Origin of the sequence: Halorubrum zhoui (assembly GCF_051194155.1) — an archaeon.
Classification (GTDB): Archaea; Halobacteriota; Halobacteria; order Halobacteriales; family Haloferacaceae; genus Halorubrum.
Window position 1 is genome coordinate 118,549 of record NZ_JBLZNJ010000006.1, and the last position, 16,600, is coordinate 135,148.

The 16,600-nt window shown below is 63.8% G+C and carries 14 protein-coding genes; 6 read left to right on the forward strand and 8 right to left on the reverse strand.

Going from position 1 to position 16,600, the window contains the following annotated elements; translation table 11 throughout:
- The first annotated feature begins 18 nt into the window (after positions 1–18).
- Positions 19–612 (forward strand): DUF7474 family protein, encoded by a 594-nt coding sequence (locus tag ACNTAO_RS10350; protein ID WP_435161930.1) that lies wholly within the window; start codon positions 19–21, stop codon positions 610–612.
- An 88-nt stretch (positions 613–700) separates the two neighbouring features.
- On the opposite strand, the gene ACNTAO_RS10355 is transcribed toward ACNTAO_RS10350, so the two are convergent.
- The 3 genes from ACNTAO_RS10355 to ACNTAO_RS10365 all read right to left on the reverse strand — a co-directional run bounded on the left by ACNTAO_RS10355 (position 701) and on the right by ACNTAO_RS10365 (position 5,007).
- A complete protein-coding gene (locus ACNTAO_RS10355; protein ID WP_435161931.1) occupies positions 701–976 on the reverse strand; it encodes a DUF6360 family protein in 276 nt (91 codons plus the stop codon).
- A gap of 5 nt (positions 977–981) precedes the next feature.
- Positions 982–3,096, reverse strand: coding sequence for an assimilatory nitrate reductase NasA (gene nasA, locus ACNTAO_RS10360; RefSeq protein ID WP_435161932.1), 2,115 nt, complete (start codon positions 3,094–3,096; stop codon positions 982–984).
- 132 nt (positions 3,097–3,228) lie between these two features.
- Positions 3,229–5,007, reverse strand: coding sequence for a nitrite/sulfite reductase (locus ACNTAO_RS10365; RefSeq protein WP_435161933.1), 1,779 nt, complete (start codon positions 5,005–5,007; stop codon positions 3,229–3,231).
- 455 nt (positions 5,008–5,462) lie between these two features.
- On the opposite strand from ACNTAO_RS10365, the gene nasA (ACNTAO_RS10370) reads away from it, so the two are divergent.
- The 3 genes from nasA (ACNTAO_RS10370) (at position 5,463) to ACNTAO_RS10380 (ending at position 11,198) form a co-directional block, all read left to right on the forward strand.
- Positions 5,463–7,565 carry an assimilatory nitrate reductase NasA gene (gene nasA, locus ACNTAO_RS10370; protein ID WP_496923242.1) on the forward strand — a complete coding sequence of 701 codons (2,103 nt, stop codon included), beginning with the start codon at positions 5,463–5,465 and terminating at the stop codon, positions 7,563–7,565.
- A gap of 521 nt (positions 7,566–8,086) precedes the next feature.
- Entirely contained in the window at positions 8,087–9,385 is a 1,299-nt protein-coding gene (locus ACNTAO_RS10375; RefSeq protein WP_435161987.1) for an MFS transporter, read from the forward strand.
- 40 nt (positions 9,386–9,425) lie between these two features.
- On the forward strand, positions 9,426–11,198 hold the full coding sequence (locus ACNTAO_RS10380; RefSeq protein ID WP_435161935.1) for a histidine kinase N-terminal 7TM domain-containing protein: 1,773 nt from the start codon (positions 9,426–9,428) through the stop codon (positions 11,196–11,198).
- Here the strand turns inward: ACNTAO_RS10380 and ACNTAO_RS10385 are convergent.
- Together ACNTAO_RS10385 and ACNTAO_RS10390 are read right to left on the reverse strand one after the other, a co-directional pair.
- Positions 11,167–11,910, reverse strand: coding sequence for a DNA polymerase sliding clamp (locus ACNTAO_RS10385; RefSeq protein ID WP_435161936.1), 744 nt, complete (start codon positions 11,908–11,910; stop codon positions 11,167–11,169). The two genes, ACNTAO_RS10380 and ACNTAO_RS10385, sit on opposite strands and share 32 nt — an antisense overlap.
- Positions 11,911–12,137: 227 nt before the next feature.
- Positions 12,138–13,517: a phosphoglucomutase/phosphomannomutase family protein gene (locus tag ACNTAO_RS10390; protein ID WP_435161937.1), complete on the reverse strand. Its 1,380-nt coding sequence runs from the start codon at positions 13,515–13,517 to the stop codon at positions 12,138–12,140.
- A 121-nt stretch (positions 13,518–13,638) separates the two neighbouring features.
- On the opposite strand from ACNTAO_RS10390, the gene ACNTAO_RS10395 reads away from it, so the two are divergent.
- Complete coding sequence (locus ACNTAO_RS10395; protein ID WP_435161938.1) at positions 13,639–13,770, forward strand: rhodanese-like domain-containing protein; 132 nt, start codon at positions 13,639–13,641, stop codon at positions 13,768–13,770.
- Positions 13,771–13,783: 13 nt separating this feature from the next.
- On the opposite strand, the gene ACNTAO_RS10400 is transcribed toward ACNTAO_RS10395, so the two are convergent.
- Positions 13,784–15,022 carry an RNA-guided endonuclease InsQ/TnpB family protein gene (locus ACNTAO_RS10400; RefSeq protein WP_435161939.1) on the reverse strand — a complete coding sequence of 413 codons (1,239 nt, stop codon included), beginning with the start codon at positions 15,020–15,022 and terminating at the stop codon, positions 13,784–13,786.
- 5 nt (positions 15,023–15,027) lie between these two features.
- Entirely contained in the window at positions 15,028–15,156 is a 129-nt protein-coding gene (locus tag ACNTAO_RS10405) for an AbrB/MazE/SpoVT family DNA-binding domain-containing protein (RefSeq protein ID WP_435161940.1), read from the reverse strand.
- Positions 15,157–15,171: 15 nt separating this feature from the next.
- On the opposite strand from ACNTAO_RS10405, the gene ACNTAO_RS10410 reads away from it, so the two are divergent.
- Positions 15,172–15,480, forward strand: a complete 309-nt coding sequence (locus ACNTAO_RS10410; RefSeq protein ID WP_435161988.1) for a rhodanese-like domain-containing protein — start codon at positions 15,172–15,174, stop codon at positions 15,478–15,480.
- A gap of 219 nt (positions 15,481–15,699) precedes the next feature.
- Here the strand turns inward: ACNTAO_RS10410 and argF are convergent, their stop codons facing one another.
- A complete protein-coding gene (argF, locus tag ACNTAO_RS10415) occupies positions 15,700–16,599 on the reverse strand; it encodes an ornithine carbamoyltransferase (protein ID WP_435161941.1) in 900 nt (299 codons plus the stop codon).
- Position 16,600 lies beyond the last annotated feature (1 nt).

Here is a 16,600-nt window from a genome sequence, read left to right on the forward strand (position 1 = left end):
GGCACCGACGATTACCTCGTGCCGACGTTCCGCTACCCGTGTCCGGGCTGTCGAACGACGAACAGCCTCCACGAGGCCGACTGCGCGTTCGAGGGCGTGAGCTGGCCGACCGTCGAGAAGGCGTACACCGATCTCCTCGCCGTGTTGACCACGAGCCCAGACGGGCTCACGGAGTCGGCCCTGCGCGCTGCGGTCGACGCCGAGTGGGACGGCCTACACAAGGCCGCACTCGGCACACTCGAACGCGAACAGCGCGTGGTGCGAGACAACGGGCAGCTCAGACTGCTCACCGCCGCGGAGTTCAAAGAGCGCGTCTCGGAGCCGACCCGCGAACCGATGCGAACCGTGTACGAGCGCGGTTCGGTCCCGGGGTGTCACGACAACGCCGTCTTCGCGATGGTCGCGTGGTACGAGATGGTCGGGCTCTCCTGGGAAGAGACGAAAGCGAACGTGATCGAGTGGCTCGAAACGTCGGGCGCGTGGGACCGCGGCGGGTTCGAAGAGTCCACCCCCGAGGAGCTCGTCGAGTCGAAACGCCACGTGTACGACGCCGGATACGGGTGGAAAGAGAAGGGGACGGCCGCGAAGCGGGTCATCGAACGCCACGGGTGAGCGGCCCGCGGCTCCCGCCGTCGGCGTTCGCCCCCGCACCTACCCGAGCGACGAGCCGGTGCGACCGTCGTGAGAGACGCCCCAGCTGTCAGCCCTCGTCTGCCTCGTCTGCGTACCGCTCGAGGTCCGCAGCGAGCGACCGGGCCTGGGTAGGCGACAGCCGAACCCGGTCGGCGTGGGCGGGTATCGCCTCGGTCTCGACGAGATCGAGCTCGACGCCGAGCGTCACCCGGTTCGGATGGGCGTCGGCGACCGAGACGTCCACCACGCCGTCGGTGACGAGCGACGTCTCGGCCGTCGCGACGTCCGCTGTGACCAGGTCGAGCGTCGTGTATGCCGTAACGGAGAGGATGCGATGCGACATCGGGATCAGTCGTCCGTAGCCGAGGAGCGCGGAGCGCGTTCGGCGTGGTCGCCGGCGATCGGGTCGAGTGCGACCGCACACTGTTTGAAGTTCGGCTCGTGCGAGCGGGGGTCCGTCACCGGAAGCGTGAGGGCGTTCGTCGCTGGGTGGTGGATCGGAAGCCACACCATCCCGGCCGGGACCGCCGGATCGACGGTGAGTTCGACGGGTACCGTCGCACGACGCGAGGACACCCGTGCGAACGTCCCCGACGCGCCCTCGTCCGGCTCACACGACGGGGTGTCGGCAGCGACGGACGCTGCGGTGTCCGGGTGCACCCTGGCGACCGGGTGCGCCGCCGTCTCTGCGTCGCGCGAGCGGACACCGGTGTTGTACGCGTCCGGCTCGCGGGCCGTCGTGAGCGTGAGCGGGTACGCGTCGTCGACGGGCTCGGGAACGCCAGTGTGTGTCGCCGTCGAGAAGCGAGCGCGGCCCGAGGGCGTCTCGAAGGCCCACTCGCCGGCTGCGTAGTACTGGTACCCGCCCTCGGAGACGGCCGACGGCGCCGGCCATCGCACGGCCAGCTCGCGGTCGAGCCGGTCGTGGCTGATCCCCGAGAGGTCGGCCGGCGTCCCCGCGGTGAGCGCGGCGAGCTCGTCGAAGACGGCAGCGGGCGCGGTCGCCGGAAACAGCCCGGGGGCGATCGACTCGCCGATCGTGGTGATGATGTCGAGGTCCGTCCTAATTCCCGGTGCGAGCGCCGACGCGGGGCGCACCCGCGAGACGCGTCGTTCCATGTTGATCGCCGTGCCGTCCGTCTCCCCCCACGTTGCAGCCGGGAGGACGACGTCTGCGAGCTCGGTCGTCTCGGTGTGAAACGCGTCTTGGGCGACGAGGAACGCGTCCGCCAGGCGGTCTTTGGCGACCGAGGCGTCGGGAAGCCCGGCTGCAGGATTCGTCGCGACGGCCCACACCGTCTCCACCGGACCGTCGGCGATCGCCGCGACGGTTTCGACCGGACCAGGACCGGGGTCGTCCGGGAGTCGCTCGACGGGGACGTCCCAGGCGTCTGCGATCGTGGCTCGTTCGTTCGGATCGGTGAACGACCGCATCCCCGGCCACGTCCCCTTCGAGGAACACACGCGCGTCCCCATGGAGTTGGCCTGTCCGGTCAACGAGAACGGTCCACTCCCCGGCCCCAGGTTCCCCGTCGCGAGACATAAGTCGATGAGCGCCCCCGCGGTCGCGGTTCCCTGCGCGCTCTGATTGACGCCCATACCCCAGTAGACGAGCGTCTCGTCGCTGAGCGCGGCAGCGAGCCGGTCGACCGTCGACACGGAGACGCCCGCGGTCTCGGCCGCGTCGGCGACGTCGGGGAGTGTCGCCTTCAGCGACGCGAACCCGGTCGTCGACCGTTCGACGAACGTCTCGTCGACGTCACCGCGCTCTGCGACGCGGGCGAGCACGGCCCGAGCGAGCGCGAGATCGGTGCCAGGGGCAGGGGCGACGTGTTCGTCGCTCGCGTCGGCAGTCCGGGTCGCCACCGGGTCGACGACGACGAGACGGCTGTCGTCGGCGGCGGCGCTCGCCTCGATCCACCGAAACATCACCGGGTGTGCGACCGCCGGGTTCGCCCCCCAGACGAGGTGCGTTCGCGCGTCCTCGATGTCGTCGTACGTCGGCGGCGGGGCGTCGCTGCCGAACGCGTCGACGTACGCGGTGACCGCACTCGCCATACACAGCGTCGTGTTGGCGTCGTAGTATCGGGTCCCGAATCCCCCACGAGCCACCTTGCCGAGCGCGTACGCCGCCTCGTTCGTCTGCTGGCCACTGCCCAAGACGGCGACGCCGTCTCGCGTGCGCGAGAGCGTCGAAGCGAACGCAGCGAGCGCTTCTGACAGCGCGGTGTCCCAGGTGGTCGGCTGGAGGTCGCCGTCTTTTCGAACGTACGGCCGCGTCAGCCAGTCTCCGTCCGGGTTCCGTGTCTCGTCGATGCCGCGGGCACAGGCTAATCCTCGGTTCGTAGGATGCCTACCGTCACCACGAACGCCATCGATACCGTATCCGGAATCGACGCGTCCAGTGAGGTGGCCACAGCCGACTGCACACCGCATACACGTCGTGGGGACGGCATCGTTCATTATGGATCTGGTGACATTGAACTGTCGTCTACCTCGACCGGCCGAAATAGCTCTGGTGCGACATCCATTGGGGCGACTGAGCGGAGCGCTAACAGTTCTTTCGGTTCACTGTCATCGCCTGCAACGGAGCGTTCAGTCATCGCTCTCGGTTGCAATGGGTGTCCCGTCGGCGGTCGTTGGTGCCGGACTGTCTCCATCTGCGAACGGATACCACGACTGTTTTGCGTCGTGGAGACATGGGTCTGTGTACCCCTCAACCTCCTCAGGAGCTGCAAAGGCGACCAATGAGGATTGGTCGGTCGCTGCAACCCACTCTCGGAACGTCTGTCCCTCCGTTCTGTGTGTGCCGAACGCCACCAGAAGGTTGCGTAATAGTCCAGGAACCTCGTCGGCTGGGACGCGCTGTCGGATCCACTCGACGAAGGTTGGGTCGGGGCCGACTCCCCCTCCGACCCCGACGTCTAGTGCCTCGACGATCTCACCGTCTTTCCGTGCACGCATCCCCTGTAATCCGATGTCAGCGGTCATCGCTTGGCCACAGTCTGCCGTACAGCCCGAGTAGTGTATTTTGAGTTGTTTGACGTCGGCCGGAAGCTCGACGTTTGCACGGAGCCACCGGAGCAGTGTGGCCATTCGAGCTTTCGTCTCGGTGAGTGCGAGCGAACAGAATTCGGTTCCAGTACATGCCATCGACCCGCGAGTGAACACGTTCGGTGTGGGGCTATGTACCGAGAGGAGGTCAGCCGCGAGGAGGTCATCGAGCGCTGTTTCGGGGACATCCATGATGAGTGGGTTCTGTCGTCGCGTAAGTCGAATCGCGCCGGACCCGTGTGTATCTGCGAGGTCTGCCAGCTCGACCGTCTCCGTGGCAGTGAGCCGACCGACTGGAACGGAAAGGCCGACGTAGTACCGTCCATCAGACTGCTCGTGGACACCGATGTGATCGTGTTTTCCCTCCGCAGGGGTTTTTCCGGCGTTGTACGTGTACTCGTCGCGCAGGTTCGTACCCTCGTGGTGGAGCGGAATGTCTACGTATGACGATATGAGCCGCTCGCGAATCTCCGTTGTTCCCCACTCGTCGACGAAGAATCGGCTTCGGTTCTTCTGTCGATTCGAGCGGTCTCCGTGGTCAAAGTAGAGCTGTACGAAGGCTCTAACCACGGTACAGGCGTTCTCCGGCTCGACAAAAATATCGAGACTCCGCGCTCGACGCGGTTCGCGTCCACCGAGTCCCCCGCCAACGCGAACGTTGAACCCCCGCGTAGGCTCGCCGTCGATGATCTTCTCTGCGGGCTCAAGCCCGATACCGTTGATTGAATCCTGTGCACACCCCTCACGACAGCCAGTGACGCTGATGTTGAACTTTCGGGGCATATTGGCGAGGTCGTCATCCGCCCGGATCGACGCAGCGATCTCATCAAGCACCGGCTGAGCGTCGACGAACTCGTGTTTGTCTCGTCCAGCGACGGGACACCCAGCAATGTTTCGCATCGTATCGCCGCCTGAAGACCGAGAAGAAAGGCCAACCGCCTCGAGTCGATCCCAAATTTCGGGGATGTCCTCGAGCTTGAGCCAGTGGAGCTGGATTGATTGTCTCGTGGTAAAGTCGATCCACGCGTCGCCGAATTCAGGATTTTCGACGGGCCCGACGGCGTACTCGGCTGCTACCTCCCCAACAGTACGCAGCTGAGAAGCAGTGAGCACACCGTTCGTGTTTGCCAGCCGCATCATGAAGTAGCTCTCCTGGCCGGAACGCTGGTGGAAGACGCCCCAAAACTTGAATCGCGAGAACCAAGCCTCCCGCTCGTCGTCCGGAATCGACTCCCACCCCCGGTCGGCGAACTCAAGGATCTTCGCACGTACGTCATTGCCGTACAGTTCGTCTTTCCACCCCTCCTTTTTGTGTGTCATACGCGATCCTCACTAGCGTGTCTCGCAAGCGATACCGCCTCTTTGCTTTGTAATCGCCTCATCGTTTCGTCACAGAATTAATATCCTGGCATAAAATGCTGTCTATTTAACAAATAAAGAAATAATTGCGCTGTATGGAAAATGTCATTCTGGCTGTGTAGACGGCTGATAATTTCACTTGTAGATACACGTATTATATTGTTTGTATTTTTCTGGACGATAGTTTCGGGATCGAAAGAAGCGACCAGAACAAGGGAACACTACCAGGTGATCGGATACATACAATGTGCATTATATGCTCTATTTACTGGTCGCACATGGTGAAATACTCGCAATATTAGTGATAAACAACTATTATCACGATGGGACGGTTGTCCACAGTTACCTACCAGACAGACAATGATGCTGAACAATAGATTATCAACAGATCAGTCTGGTGAATTCGGGCAGATAATATGAACGGCCCAGGCCGACGAGATACGACTGGCGACCGGCCGACGACGTGTATGCGGTGTGCAGTCGGGTGCGGTTACCTGCAACGCCCGAGTCAGGTCGACTCGGAACTGGTTGCAATCACGGAGAATCCGGCACATCCGGCGACCAGCGGGGAGGCGTGTCAACGTGGCATGAACGAAACGGCACGTCCCGGTGGAGACCGGTTGACTCGCCCACTGATTCGCCGTGGAAACTCGTTACAGCCGACAGATTGGGACACCGCTCTCGGTGTCGTAACGACACGACTCATTGATGCAGTCCGGACCGACCCGGATACCGTGTCGATCTTTGGTAGCGGCCAGCAGACGAACGAGGCGGCGTACGCGCTCGGGAAGATGGCACGAGGCGTCATCGGAACGCAACATTACGACGCGAATACCACGCTGTGTATGGCGAGCGCCGTCTCGGCGTACTACCAAGCGTTTGGGAGCGACGCCCCACCGCCGACGTACGACGATGTACCAGATGCACAGACGCACCTCATATGGGGCGCAAATCCGGCAGTCGCCCATCCGGTCTTGTTCCGATGGATACGGTCGAGTGCAGCAGCGGCGGGAAGTTCACTCGTCGTTGTGGACCCCGTTGAGACACAAACAGCAGGCCATGCAGATGTCCACGTTCGGCCGGAGCCTGGGACCGATCTCGCGCTTGCCCGTGCCGTGTTGTGTGCAGTACGTTCGTCGAACGACGTCGACGAACAGTTCGTCGAGAAGCACACAGAAGGGTACGAGGAGATGTGTGCGTCGTTGCCGGAACTCGCTACGGCCGCATCGACCGCAGGTGTTTCAGTCAAGACGGTTCACGAGATCGCGGCCGCACTCGGGTCAAATACGCTCGTCTACTGGGGCATGGGTGTCAATCAGAGCATCCAGGGAACGAGGACGGCCAGATCGCTCATTGATTTGTGTTTAGCAACGGGCAACATGGGACCGGGGAGTGGGCCGTTCTCGTTGACCGGACAGGCCAACTCGATGGGAAACCGCGTATGCGCTTCGAAGAACACGTGGCCCGGTCATCGTCCGTTCGACGACGCTGCCAGTAGGCGGATGATAGCAGACACGTGGGGGGTGCCATTGAGCCGGCTCCCCCCCTCGTCCGGCCCGGGATTCGTCCGTATTATTGACGAACTGGCACGCGATAATATCGAAATTTGTTGGACTGTCGCAACGAATCCTGCGGCAGGAATGCCGGATGCAAGCCACGTGAAGCGAGCGCTACAGGATACCTTTGTGATCGTTCAAGACGCATTCCATTCAGACACCGTAGCCTGTGCCGACGTCGTCCTCCCGGCCGCAACGTGGGGAGAGTCTCGGGGGACGACCACGAATATGGAACGTCGCGTTTCTCGTGTCACGGCCGCAACTGATCCTCCAGGGGAGGCACGGCAGGACATTGATATCATTGCGGCGATCGGAAACCAAATTCAACCCGGAGTCTACGATACGCCGCCGGTCGATCCTGCGTCGGTATTTGACGAGATACGGACGATGACTGCAGGGACGAGTGCTGACCTCTCGGGTGTGAGCTATGAACGACTTGAAGACGAGCTCGCGGTTCGCTGGCCTGCACCAACGATTGAATCGGAGGGGGGGTACCGGTACTACGATCGCGGCGGGTGGACGTTTCATACGGACTCCGGCCGAGCCCAGTTCTCGACGGTGACACACAGTCGTGTGCCGGAACCAGCGGACGACTCGTATCCGCTCACGCTGACGACTGGCCGCGTTGGTGGTGTGTACAACACTGGCGTGCGGTCGGGAAGTCGAACCAGCCTCCCGAGAGCGAGAGTTCATCCAGACACGATCGTTCAGTCACTCGCCGCGCTCAACCACGGACAAACGGAGATAACGTCCCGTCGCGGCAGTATTACGGTTGATATCAGTCCCAGCGACAACGTTCCGCCTGGGATGGTGTGGCTCCCGATTCACGACGCAGAAATCAACGAACTAACCCTTGCCGCTGTTGACCCGGACTCTGCGGAACCAAATCTCAAGCAGTGTGCGGTGAAGCTCTCGCCGCCGACAGATAGACAAAAGCTCAACACTCCCGCCAGTTCTGAGTGACCTCTACGTCGTATTATCGACGTCTTAGCCCATCAAAGAGAGGTGTACAGCTGAATGCGAGAGTTGATCTGAGATACCGATTTTGACTTCCTCCCACGACTGAAGTCGTGGGCTCTCTCCTCTGTTCTCTGTAGGATCTTCGAAAATCGATAGCATCGTGTGAAAGAAATTAATTTCTCTCGTGAGTATCTGAACTAATATTGTCAGAGCCACGTACGTTAGAATGTGGTCTATATTCGCCTCAATGTAAACATATGTCAATAGTATCGTTTATTAACTACGGCAATATTGTGTATTGACGTGGAAAACTACAAATACGACACTGGTCGCAGGAAATGCGAACAGATTCCACCACATATCGAGACGAACAGTGCGGCCGTACAAGTACACCCTTTAGTTGAGAATCCGGCTATGATTCAAGTAGATCACAGCCGATCAGACAAACAGCACGTGTGTAAAACGGTGGGTAAGAGAGAGCAGAACGAGACGGAGGGACGCGCCGTATGAACAGTCCACTGCCGATGACGAAGTACCGAACGCTGTTGCTCGCGACGGTTGGGTTCAACTTCTCGTTTCTCATCTGGTTCTCGTTTGCCCCCTTCACCGGGCCGATGGCCGAGGAGTTCGGCCTGTCACTCGCCGAGATCGGCGTGTTGGCCAGTGCGGCCATCTGGCTCGCCCCGTTCGGCCGCATCCTCACCGGGTGGCTCTCGGACCGATTCGGTGCACCGGTCATCTTCGCTATCGTACTCGCGTACGTCGGCGTGTTCTCGATCTGGAGCGCCTTTGCCGAGTCGTACGCGGTGTTCTTTTTTACGCGACTCATCGTGGCGACCGCGGGCATCACGTTCGTGATCGGCATTCAGCACGTCTCGGAGTGGTTCGAAGCCGACGAGTTAGGAACCGCAGAGGGAATCTACGCGGGGATCGGGAACGCGGGCGCGGCCGGCGGGGCGCTCATTCTCCCACGCGTGTTTTCCACCGGGTGGAACGGTCCACTGTTTTCGACGAACTGGCGTGCCGCGTTCTTTTACACCGGCGTCGTGTCGATCCTGCTCGCCGGCGTCTACTACGTCTTCGGTGAGGCCGCAAAGAGCGAGCAAAAACGCGTCGCGACGAAAAACAAAGCGAGCATAAAAGAGTGGCTCTTCACCGCAACACGGTACGGAACGGTCGTGTTGGCGTTTGCGTACGTGATGACGTTCGGACTCGAGCTGTCGATGAACGGCTGGCTGGCGACCTACTACCGTGAAGGGTTCAACACGAACGACCTCGTGCTAGCGTCGACGTTCGCCGCGACGTTCTCGATTGCAGCCGGATTGTTGCGGCCGTTCGGTGGATACATAAGCGACGTGCTGGCTCGCAACGAGCGAGACATCCTCCCGGTGTTCGAAGGGCGGTACCGCGAGCAGTGGACGTTCCTCTCGCTGTGTCTCGTCTTCGTGGCGATGCTCGCCATGACCGTCGCCGGCTTGAGCGGGCAAGTGTTACTCGCCGTGGGCGTCGGGTTCCTTGTCGGGATGGGGTGTGCATTCGCCGAGGGCGCGATCTTCGCACAGGTGCCGGCGATGTTCCCGAACAGTTCCGGCGCGGTCGCCGGCGTCGTCGGCGGGGTCGGCACCGTCGGGGGGATCGTCTACCCGCTCGTGTACGCGGCACCGTTCTTACCGAACCTCCACGTCGGCTACTCGGTCGTCGCCCTGTCGATGGTTCCGATTCTACTGGTGACGGCCTGGGTCTTTCAGCCATCGGTCGCCGCCAGAGCGACCGACGACGGGTTCGTCAGCCGGGACGAGACCGTCTCGGTGGCAGACGATTAAAAAAAGAGCATTTAGGCGCGCGCAGCCCGTATCACGTCGTGTGACTGCCGGTTCACTTCTCGCGTGGCCGACGCTCGGCTCGTTCGCCGGCGGCATCGGGGCGATCGGGCTCGCGCTCGGTCTCCGCAGACGCCGAGGTCGGCCCGGCGTCGACTGGTTCCTCGGAGTGTTCGCCGCACAGGCGACGTGGTGTCTCTCGTACGGCGCGGGGCTGCTCGTCGACCAGCGGCTCGTCCGGGCCGCGCTCGAGGCGACGACGTGGATCGGCATCGTCTGGACCGGTATCGCGTTTCTCGGCTTCGCGCTCGGCTACACCGGACGAAGCGACGTGAGACGAAGCCGGCTGTTCACGGCCGTCCTCGGCTTCGGCGCGCTCTCGACGCTCCTCGTCGCGACGAACGCGACCCACGGTCTCGTCTGGACGGGGCTGCAGATCGACCCCGTCTTCGGCGTCTCGACCGTGTCGTACACGCTCGGTCCGTGGGCCGTCCTCGTCGTCGCGGTTGAGACGGTGCTCGTCGCCAGCGGGGTCTTCCTCCTCGTCGACACGCTGCTCAGTTACGGTCCGTTGTACAAACGCGAGAGCGCTGCGGTCGCGCTGAGCTCGCTGCCGCCCGGACTCGCGCTCATCGGCTGGGCGCTCGGTGTCGGACCGACGCCACAGCTTCAGCTGGCACCGGTGTTATTCGTCCCACACGTCCTCCTCGACGCGTACGCGTTTCGTCGCGCGTCGATGTTCGAGCGGCACCCGACGACCAGCCGTGCCGCAGAGCGCACCGCGATCGACGACCTCGACGACCCGGTCGCGGTGCTCGCGCTCGACCGCCGCGTCGTCCGGCTCAATCCAGCCGCCGAGCGGGTGTTCGGATACGAAACCGAAGCCGCCAGAGAGCGTCCGATCGACGAGGTCGTCGACGCGCCGATCGACCTCGAGACGGACGGAGCGACCGTCGGGCTCGACGTCGACGGCGTGACCCGGAGCTACCAGCTGTCCGTCTCACGGCTGACGGATCCGAGTGCGGCCCACGTCGGCTACACCGTCGTCCTCTCTGAGGTCACCGAACGCGAGCGGCGACGACAACGACTCGAGGTGCTCACCCGAGTGCTCCGGCACAACCTCCGGAACGACGCCGGCGTGCTCACGGGGTACGGGGAGCTGTTGGCAGACCGGCTCGACGACCCCGAACTCGTGCGGATGGCAGACGCGATCGAACGCCGGGCCGACGCACTCGCCGGGCTCGGTGAGAAGGCGAGCACGGTCGACTCGGTGCTCGCCACGGGCGACTCCGTCACGGTCGACGTGCGCGAGGAGGCCGGCGCCGTCGTCACAGCCGCCCGCGAGCGCGAACCAAATGCGTCCATCGAGTGCGTCGTCGACGACTCGACGACGACGACGATACGGGCCAGACGGGACGCGATTCGGGCGATGCTCGAGAACGCCGTCGAGAACGCGATCGAACACCACGACGGCGAGGGGACAGAGCGCGACGACGGCGAGGCGTGGGCACGGGTTACGCTCCGGACCACGGCGACGGACGGGGGTGACGACGTTGACGGAGACGGAACTGGACTCGAGATCGTCGTCGAAGACGACGGACCGGGCATCCCCGACCACGAGGTGGCGGCGATCGAGTCGGGACGCGAGACGGCCCTCGAACACGGCTCGGGGCTGGGGCTGTGGGTGATCGAGTGGAGCGCGAGTGCACTCGGCGCGACGGTAACCTACGCGGACCGGACGCCTCGTGGGACGCGGGTGACGATCCGGCTACCGACGACGACCGTCAGTCGCTCTGGATCCGAGGCGCCAGCATGAACGTCACCTGTCCTAGCCCCTCGCCGAAGCCGTAGTGCAGCTTCACCGGGAACTCCTCGCCGAGCTCGACGGTGACCTCGGCGTCGCCGGGGATCGCCTTGTTCATGTCTTTGAGGTAATCGAGACTGAACAGCGAGTCGGCCGGGCCGGCGGTGAGCGCGATGAGGTCTTCGCGGGTGAGTTCGAGGTCGACGTCGTCGGTGTCGCCCTCGGCTTCGACGAGGAACGCCTCGTCGGCCTCGGCGACACGCAGGCGGATGTGGTCCGACACCATATCGGCGGCCGTGACGCCGCGGTCGAGCTGTGCCCCCTCGACGACGATCTCGGCCGGCAGGTCGAGTTCGGGGATGTCCGGCTCCTGGCGGATCGACTCGGGGTCGATGAGCGCGAGCGTGTACGACAGGCCGTCGATCTCGATGTGGAGCTTGCGGGTCTCCTCGTCGAGTTCGAGGTGGATCAGATCGCCGGAGTCGGCCATCCCGGCGATGTCCTCGAGCCGGGCGAGGTTTACCCCGATGACGCCGCCGTCGGCGTCGTACGACTCGAAGGCCGCGGCCTCGAGTGTGAGATCGACCATGCCGACGTTGGCGGGGTCGACGGCGCGGATCGAGAGGGCATCCTCGTTCAGGCGGATCTTACACTCGTCGACCAGCACGCTGACCGAGTCGAGCGCGTCCTGCAGCGTCGACGCGCCCACGATGGCCTTGAACATATACCCTCGGCTACGGCGGTATCCCCTAAAAACCCACCCAATCGGGGCTCGGACCGCGGCGCGGGGTCGGCAGACGCCCCCAGGGCGATCACGACTTCGAACCGGTCACCGAACCCACGTCGGCCGCCGAGTCCGGACCGGCCACCAATCCCGAGTGGGCCGCTGATCCCGAGTATGCCGCCGATCTCGAGTCGACTCGGCGGCTCGGTGGTCCGACGGCCGTCGCCTCACACGAGCGGCTCGACGAGGTCGCGACCGGCCGCGAGCAGCGCGTCAACGCGGTCGTCCGTCTCCGCTTCCGCGTACACCCGGAGCTTCGGCTCCGTCCCAGACGGGCGCACGAGCAGCCACGAGCCGTCTCTCAACAGCAGTTTGAACCCGTCGAGCGTGACGACCTCGGCCACCGACTGCCCCTCGACGGTCTCCGGGATGTGGTCGTCGAGCGCGGCGAGCACCTCGTCTTTGCGGTCGTCGGGACAGTCTATCGAGACCTTCCCGGCCGCGATCGTTCCGTGCTCGTTGAGGAGGCGATCGACTCGGTCGTCGAACGGCTCCGCGTCGGCCGCGTCCGCCGCGAGCAGCGCCATCAACACGCCGTCCTTCTCGCGGACGTGCCCGCGGACCGAGAAGCCGCCCGACTCCTCGCCGCCAAAGAGCGCGTCGTGCTTGCGCATCGCCTCCGCGACCCATTTGAACCCGACCGGCGTCTCGAACACCGTCTCACCGTGTGCCTCGGCGATCCGGTCGACGAGGAACGTCGTCGACACGGTCCGAACTGCGGGACCAGTAGCCGACTCGAGCAACCGGTCGTAGCAGGCGGCGTAAAACAGATTGGCGTCGAGCACGCCGCGCTCCGGCGTCACCACGGCGACCCGGTCGGAGTCGCCGTCGTTGGCCACGCCGAGGTCGACGTCGCTCTCTGGGTCGGTCACCAGTACGGCGAGCTCCTCGAGGTGCTCAGCGCTCGGCTCCGGCGGCTCCCCGCCGAAGGTCGGATCCCGGTCACAGCGTAGGCGGCGCACCTCCGCGCCGGCGGACTCGAGCAGCGCGTCGGTCACCCCGCGGCCGCTGCCGTGCATCGCGTCGTACGCCACGGTGAGCCCGTCAAGATCGGCGTCGACGAGCTCGCGAGCGGCCGCGGCGTGCCCGCTCACGAAGTCGTGTCGCTGGATCGTCCCGCGCTCGGCTTCGGGCCGAAGGTCTGGCGTCGCCAACCGGTCGACGATGTCCTCGGTAACGGCCGGCAGTGCCGGGGCCCCATCGCTCGGAATAAACTTCACGCCGTTGTACTCCGGCGGGTTGTGCGAGGCCGTCACCATACACGCGCCGGCGAGTCCCTCGGCGACGATGGCGTGGGCGACGAGCGGGGTGGGGACGTCTCGTTCCGGCAAGAGGACGTCGAAGCCGTTGCCCGCGAGCACCGCCGCGAGACTCTCGGCGAACCCCTCGCTCGTCTCGCGGGCGTCGTAGCCCACGGCGACCGGCTCGTCGTGGTCGGCCGCGGCGAGGTGGTCGGCGACCGCCTGCCCGACGATCCGGACGCGGTCGTCGGTGAAGACGTCGAGTGTCGCGCGCCAGCCGTCCGTGCCGAAAGAAATGGCGTCCATGCACAGCATGTCGGCCGCCGGGCACATAATGGGCGGTGTCGCGTTCGGTGCAGTGGTACCCGTCGGTCATCGGGGAGCACAGAGCGGTACGGCTTTGCACACGAACCTCGAACCACGGGTGATGAGTCGCATCCGCCCCGACGAGCTCGCGGCCCGCTTGGACGCCGGCGACGACCCGTTTCTGTTGGACATCCGCCCCGAGTCTGCGTACGACGCGAACGCGATCGACGGGAGCCACAACGTCCCGGTGTGAACCCACCCCGGGGTCAAGCCCCGGGGCTTCCTGCTTCCACGATGCGCTTTGCATCCACGACCTCTCGCTGAGGTGTGAACGCAGAGAGCCCAATCTCCACAGGCGTTGCTTCGGAGCGTCCCGCCCCTAACTGCTTCAGTCCGCGATAGAGAATATTCTTCGCCGCGTTCAGGTCACGATCTTCCGTATGGCCGCACGCCGGACACGAGTGTTCTCGCACCCACAGCGGCTTATCCGTCTCAACACTACACACAGCGCACTCTTTTGTCGTCCCTTCCGGTTTCACCTTCTCAACATGGGTACCGTGTAGGTCAGCCTTGTATTCCAACAGTTCAATAAACCGTGACCACGCAGCGTCTTGCTTGTTTTTCGCGTTCTGACTGGTTTCCAGCATTGGCTTTACGTCTAAGTCTTCGACAGCAACGACATCATACTCTGTGACTAGCCACGTCGTGAGCTTATGCTGGTAGTCTCGCACCTGCCGCTTGATTGCTCGTTTCGCTTGGGCTACCTTCCGGCGTTGGTTTTCCCAGTTGTTCGACCCGTGTTCTTTCCGGTCGAGTTTCCGCTGTTCGCGGGCGTAACGGTCGTACTCATCGGACAGGTCAAGCGTATCCACAGACAGGTTTTCAGAGGTGTGGATGTAGTTCGTGATACCGAGGTCAACACCAACACAGTCCTCTGGGTCAATCTCGCTGAGTGGCGGTTTTTCGGGTGTGTCTTCGATAGTGGTGACGAGTGAGACGTACCACTCACCGGTTGGCTCTTTTTTCAGGATAACCTCGTCAATATCCTCTGCCGGTGGTACGTCGCGGTCTGCCCGGATGTTGAACCAGCCAATCTTTTCGAGTCGAAGTCGCACGAATCGGTCGTCGCCCGTGTTGTGATCCACGTTGAAGCGACTAGACTGATTGTACGGTACCGACCGAAACTCACCGTTGCCTTGCCAGCGCAACCGCCTGACCTCGTAGCCTGCATCTCGGCGTTCTTGAAGCGTCTCCAGATCGCTGTGAATCTGGCTGATAGCCTGTTGTGCGGCGTGTTGCGACGGTTCTGCAAAGGTCGGCCACTGGTCTGTCCAGTCTTTGAGCTTGCTGTGTTGGTCGTAGTCAGATGGCTTGTCGTTGTAGTCACTGCGGTAGTAGTCTCGCACGGCATGGTTACGGATCTGCCGGAGGATATCGATGTGCCGCCACGCTTCGCTCGCCACGTTATCGGGTAGGTATGCGCGGAAGCGGAGCGTGTGTTTCATTGTGATTAGTTGAACTTTTCGACAGTGAGTTTCAGCTGGTCGCCTTCTTCCAGATCAAGCCCATCTCGGACTTCTTCGGGAATTGTGACGACGCCACGCTGTCTGATTTTTGGATAACACTCCATCTGACTCATACTGTATCATACTGTATCAATCATAATAATCCTGTCGGCTTCACCCTCGGGGTCAAGCCCCGAGGCAGTCGCCTTGACCGCCTGTACACCGACCTCGGCCGCGGCGACGAGTCGTCGCTCCGGGCGCGCCTCGACGAGGTTCCCGACGACCGGGAGGTGGTCGTCGTCTGCAAGATGGGGATCGTCGCAAAACGCGCGACCGCGCTGCTCGAGTCGGCGGGATACGACGCCCGGACGCTTGCTGGAGGGATGAGCGGGTGGACCGGGTATCAGCGCGGGTCGCTCGGGTACACGCTCCGGTCGCTGTGGTGGAAGCTCCGGTAGCGACGGCCGGGACGCGACCGCCACACGCCTCCCCAGCCTCGCACCGACCGCACCGCCGGGACCGCGGCGGTGCGGCCGGGTGCTCCCTCGCGCGAGACGCTCGCGACTGCCGTCGCTCGCGTGATCGCGCGCCAAGCGGGCGGTGGGGTGCCAAGCGGGCGGTGGGCTGCCAAGCGGGCGATAGGCGCTAGTTCACCTGGGTCTGGCGGATGGTCCGGCTCACTCGTCTGCGAGCAGCTCGACGAGCAGCGCGTTCTGAGCGTGCATCCGGTTTTCCGCCTGGTCCCAGACGAGCGCGCGGTCCGACTCCAACACGTCGTTCGTGATCTCCTCGCCGCGGTGGGCGGGCAGACAGTGCATCACCGACGCGTCGGTGCCGGCGAGCAGGTCGGCGTTCACCTGGAACCCGTCGAACGCCGCGAGCTTCTCCTCGCGCTCGGCCTCCTGGCCCATCGAGATCCAGACGTCGGTGTAGACGACGTCGGCGTCGGCGACGACGTGTGCCGGGTCCGTCGTCGGCTCGATGTCCGCGCCGAAGGCGGCCGCCCGGTCGAACACCGCGGGGTCCATCCCGTAGCCGGCGGGCGTCGCGACGGACACGTCGATCCCGGCCATCGCCGCGCCGACCACGAACGACTGGCCGACGTTGTTGCCGTCGCCGACCCACGCGACCGTCGCGTCCGAGCCGACCGACTCCCGGATCGTGAGGAGGTCTGCGAGGGTCTGACACGGGTGTGCCTCGTCGGTGAGACCGTTTATCACCGGGCAGTCGGCGTGTTCGGCGAGCACCTCGGCGTCGGCGTGATCGAAGAGCCGGGCCATCACGGCGTCGACGTACCGGCCGAGCACGCGCGCGGTGTCGCGAAGCGGCTCGCCGTGGCCGAGCTGGATGTCGTCCGGGCCGAGGAACATCGCGTGACCGCCGAGCCGCGACATCCCCGTCTCGAAGGAGACGCGGGTTCGCGTCGACGGCTTCTCGAAGATCATCCCGAGCGTTCGGTCGCGAAGCTGCGGGTCGACCCCGCCGGCTTTGAGCGCGGCAGCACGGTCTACCAGCGCGTCGAGCTCCGCGGGCGTCACGTCGTCGATGTCGAGGAAGTCGGTGGTGTCGAGTGGCATG

Excerpts from the sequence above, each read along its gene's own strand:
- ACNTAO_RS10390 (WP_435161937.1), bottom strand. The coding sequence starts at position 13,517 with ATGGACGCCATTTCTTTCGGCACGGACGGCTGGCGCGCGACACTCGAC.
- argF (WP_435161941.1), bottom strand. The coding sequence starts at position 16,599 with ATGCCACTCGACACCACCGACTTCCTCGACATCGACGACGTGACGCCC.
- ACNTAO_RS10405 (WP_435161940.1), bottom strand. The coding sequence starts at position 15,156 with ATGAGTCAGATGGAGTGTTATCCAAAAATCAGACAGCGTGGCGTCGTC.
- ACNTAO_RS10355 (WP_435161931.1), bottom strand. The coding sequence starts at position 976 with ATGTCGCATCGCATCCTCTCCGTTACGGCATACACGACGCTCGACCTG.
- ACNTAO_RS10375 (WP_435161987.1), top strand. The coding sequence starts at position 8,087 with ATGACGAAGTACCGAACGCTGTTGCTCGCGACGGTTGGGTTCAACTTC.
- ACNTAO_RS10400 (WP_435161939.1), bottom strand. The coding sequence starts at position 15,022 with ATGAAACACACGCTCCGCTTCCGCGCATACCTACCCGATAACGTGGCG.
- nasA (WP_496923242.1), top strand. The coding sequence starts at position 5,463 with ATGAACGGCCCAGGCCGACGAGATACGACTGGCGACCGGCCGACGACG.
- ACNTAO_RS10365 (WP_435161933.1), bottom strand. The coding sequence starts at position 5,007 with ATGACACACAAAAAGGAGGGGTGGAAAGACGAACTGTACGGCAATGAC.
- nasA (WP_435161932.1), bottom strand. The coding sequence starts at position 3,096 with ATGAACGATGCCGTCCCCACGACGTGTATGCGGTGTGCAGTCGGCTGT.
- ACNTAO_RS10395 (WP_435161938.1), top strand. The coding sequence starts at position 13,639 with ATGAGTCGCATCCGCCCCGACGAGCTCGCGGCCCGCTTGGACGCCGGC.
- ACNTAO_RS10385 (WP_435161936.1), bottom strand. The coding sequence starts at position 11,910 with ATGTTCAAGGCCATCGTGGGCGCGTCGACGCTGCAGGACGCGCTCGAC.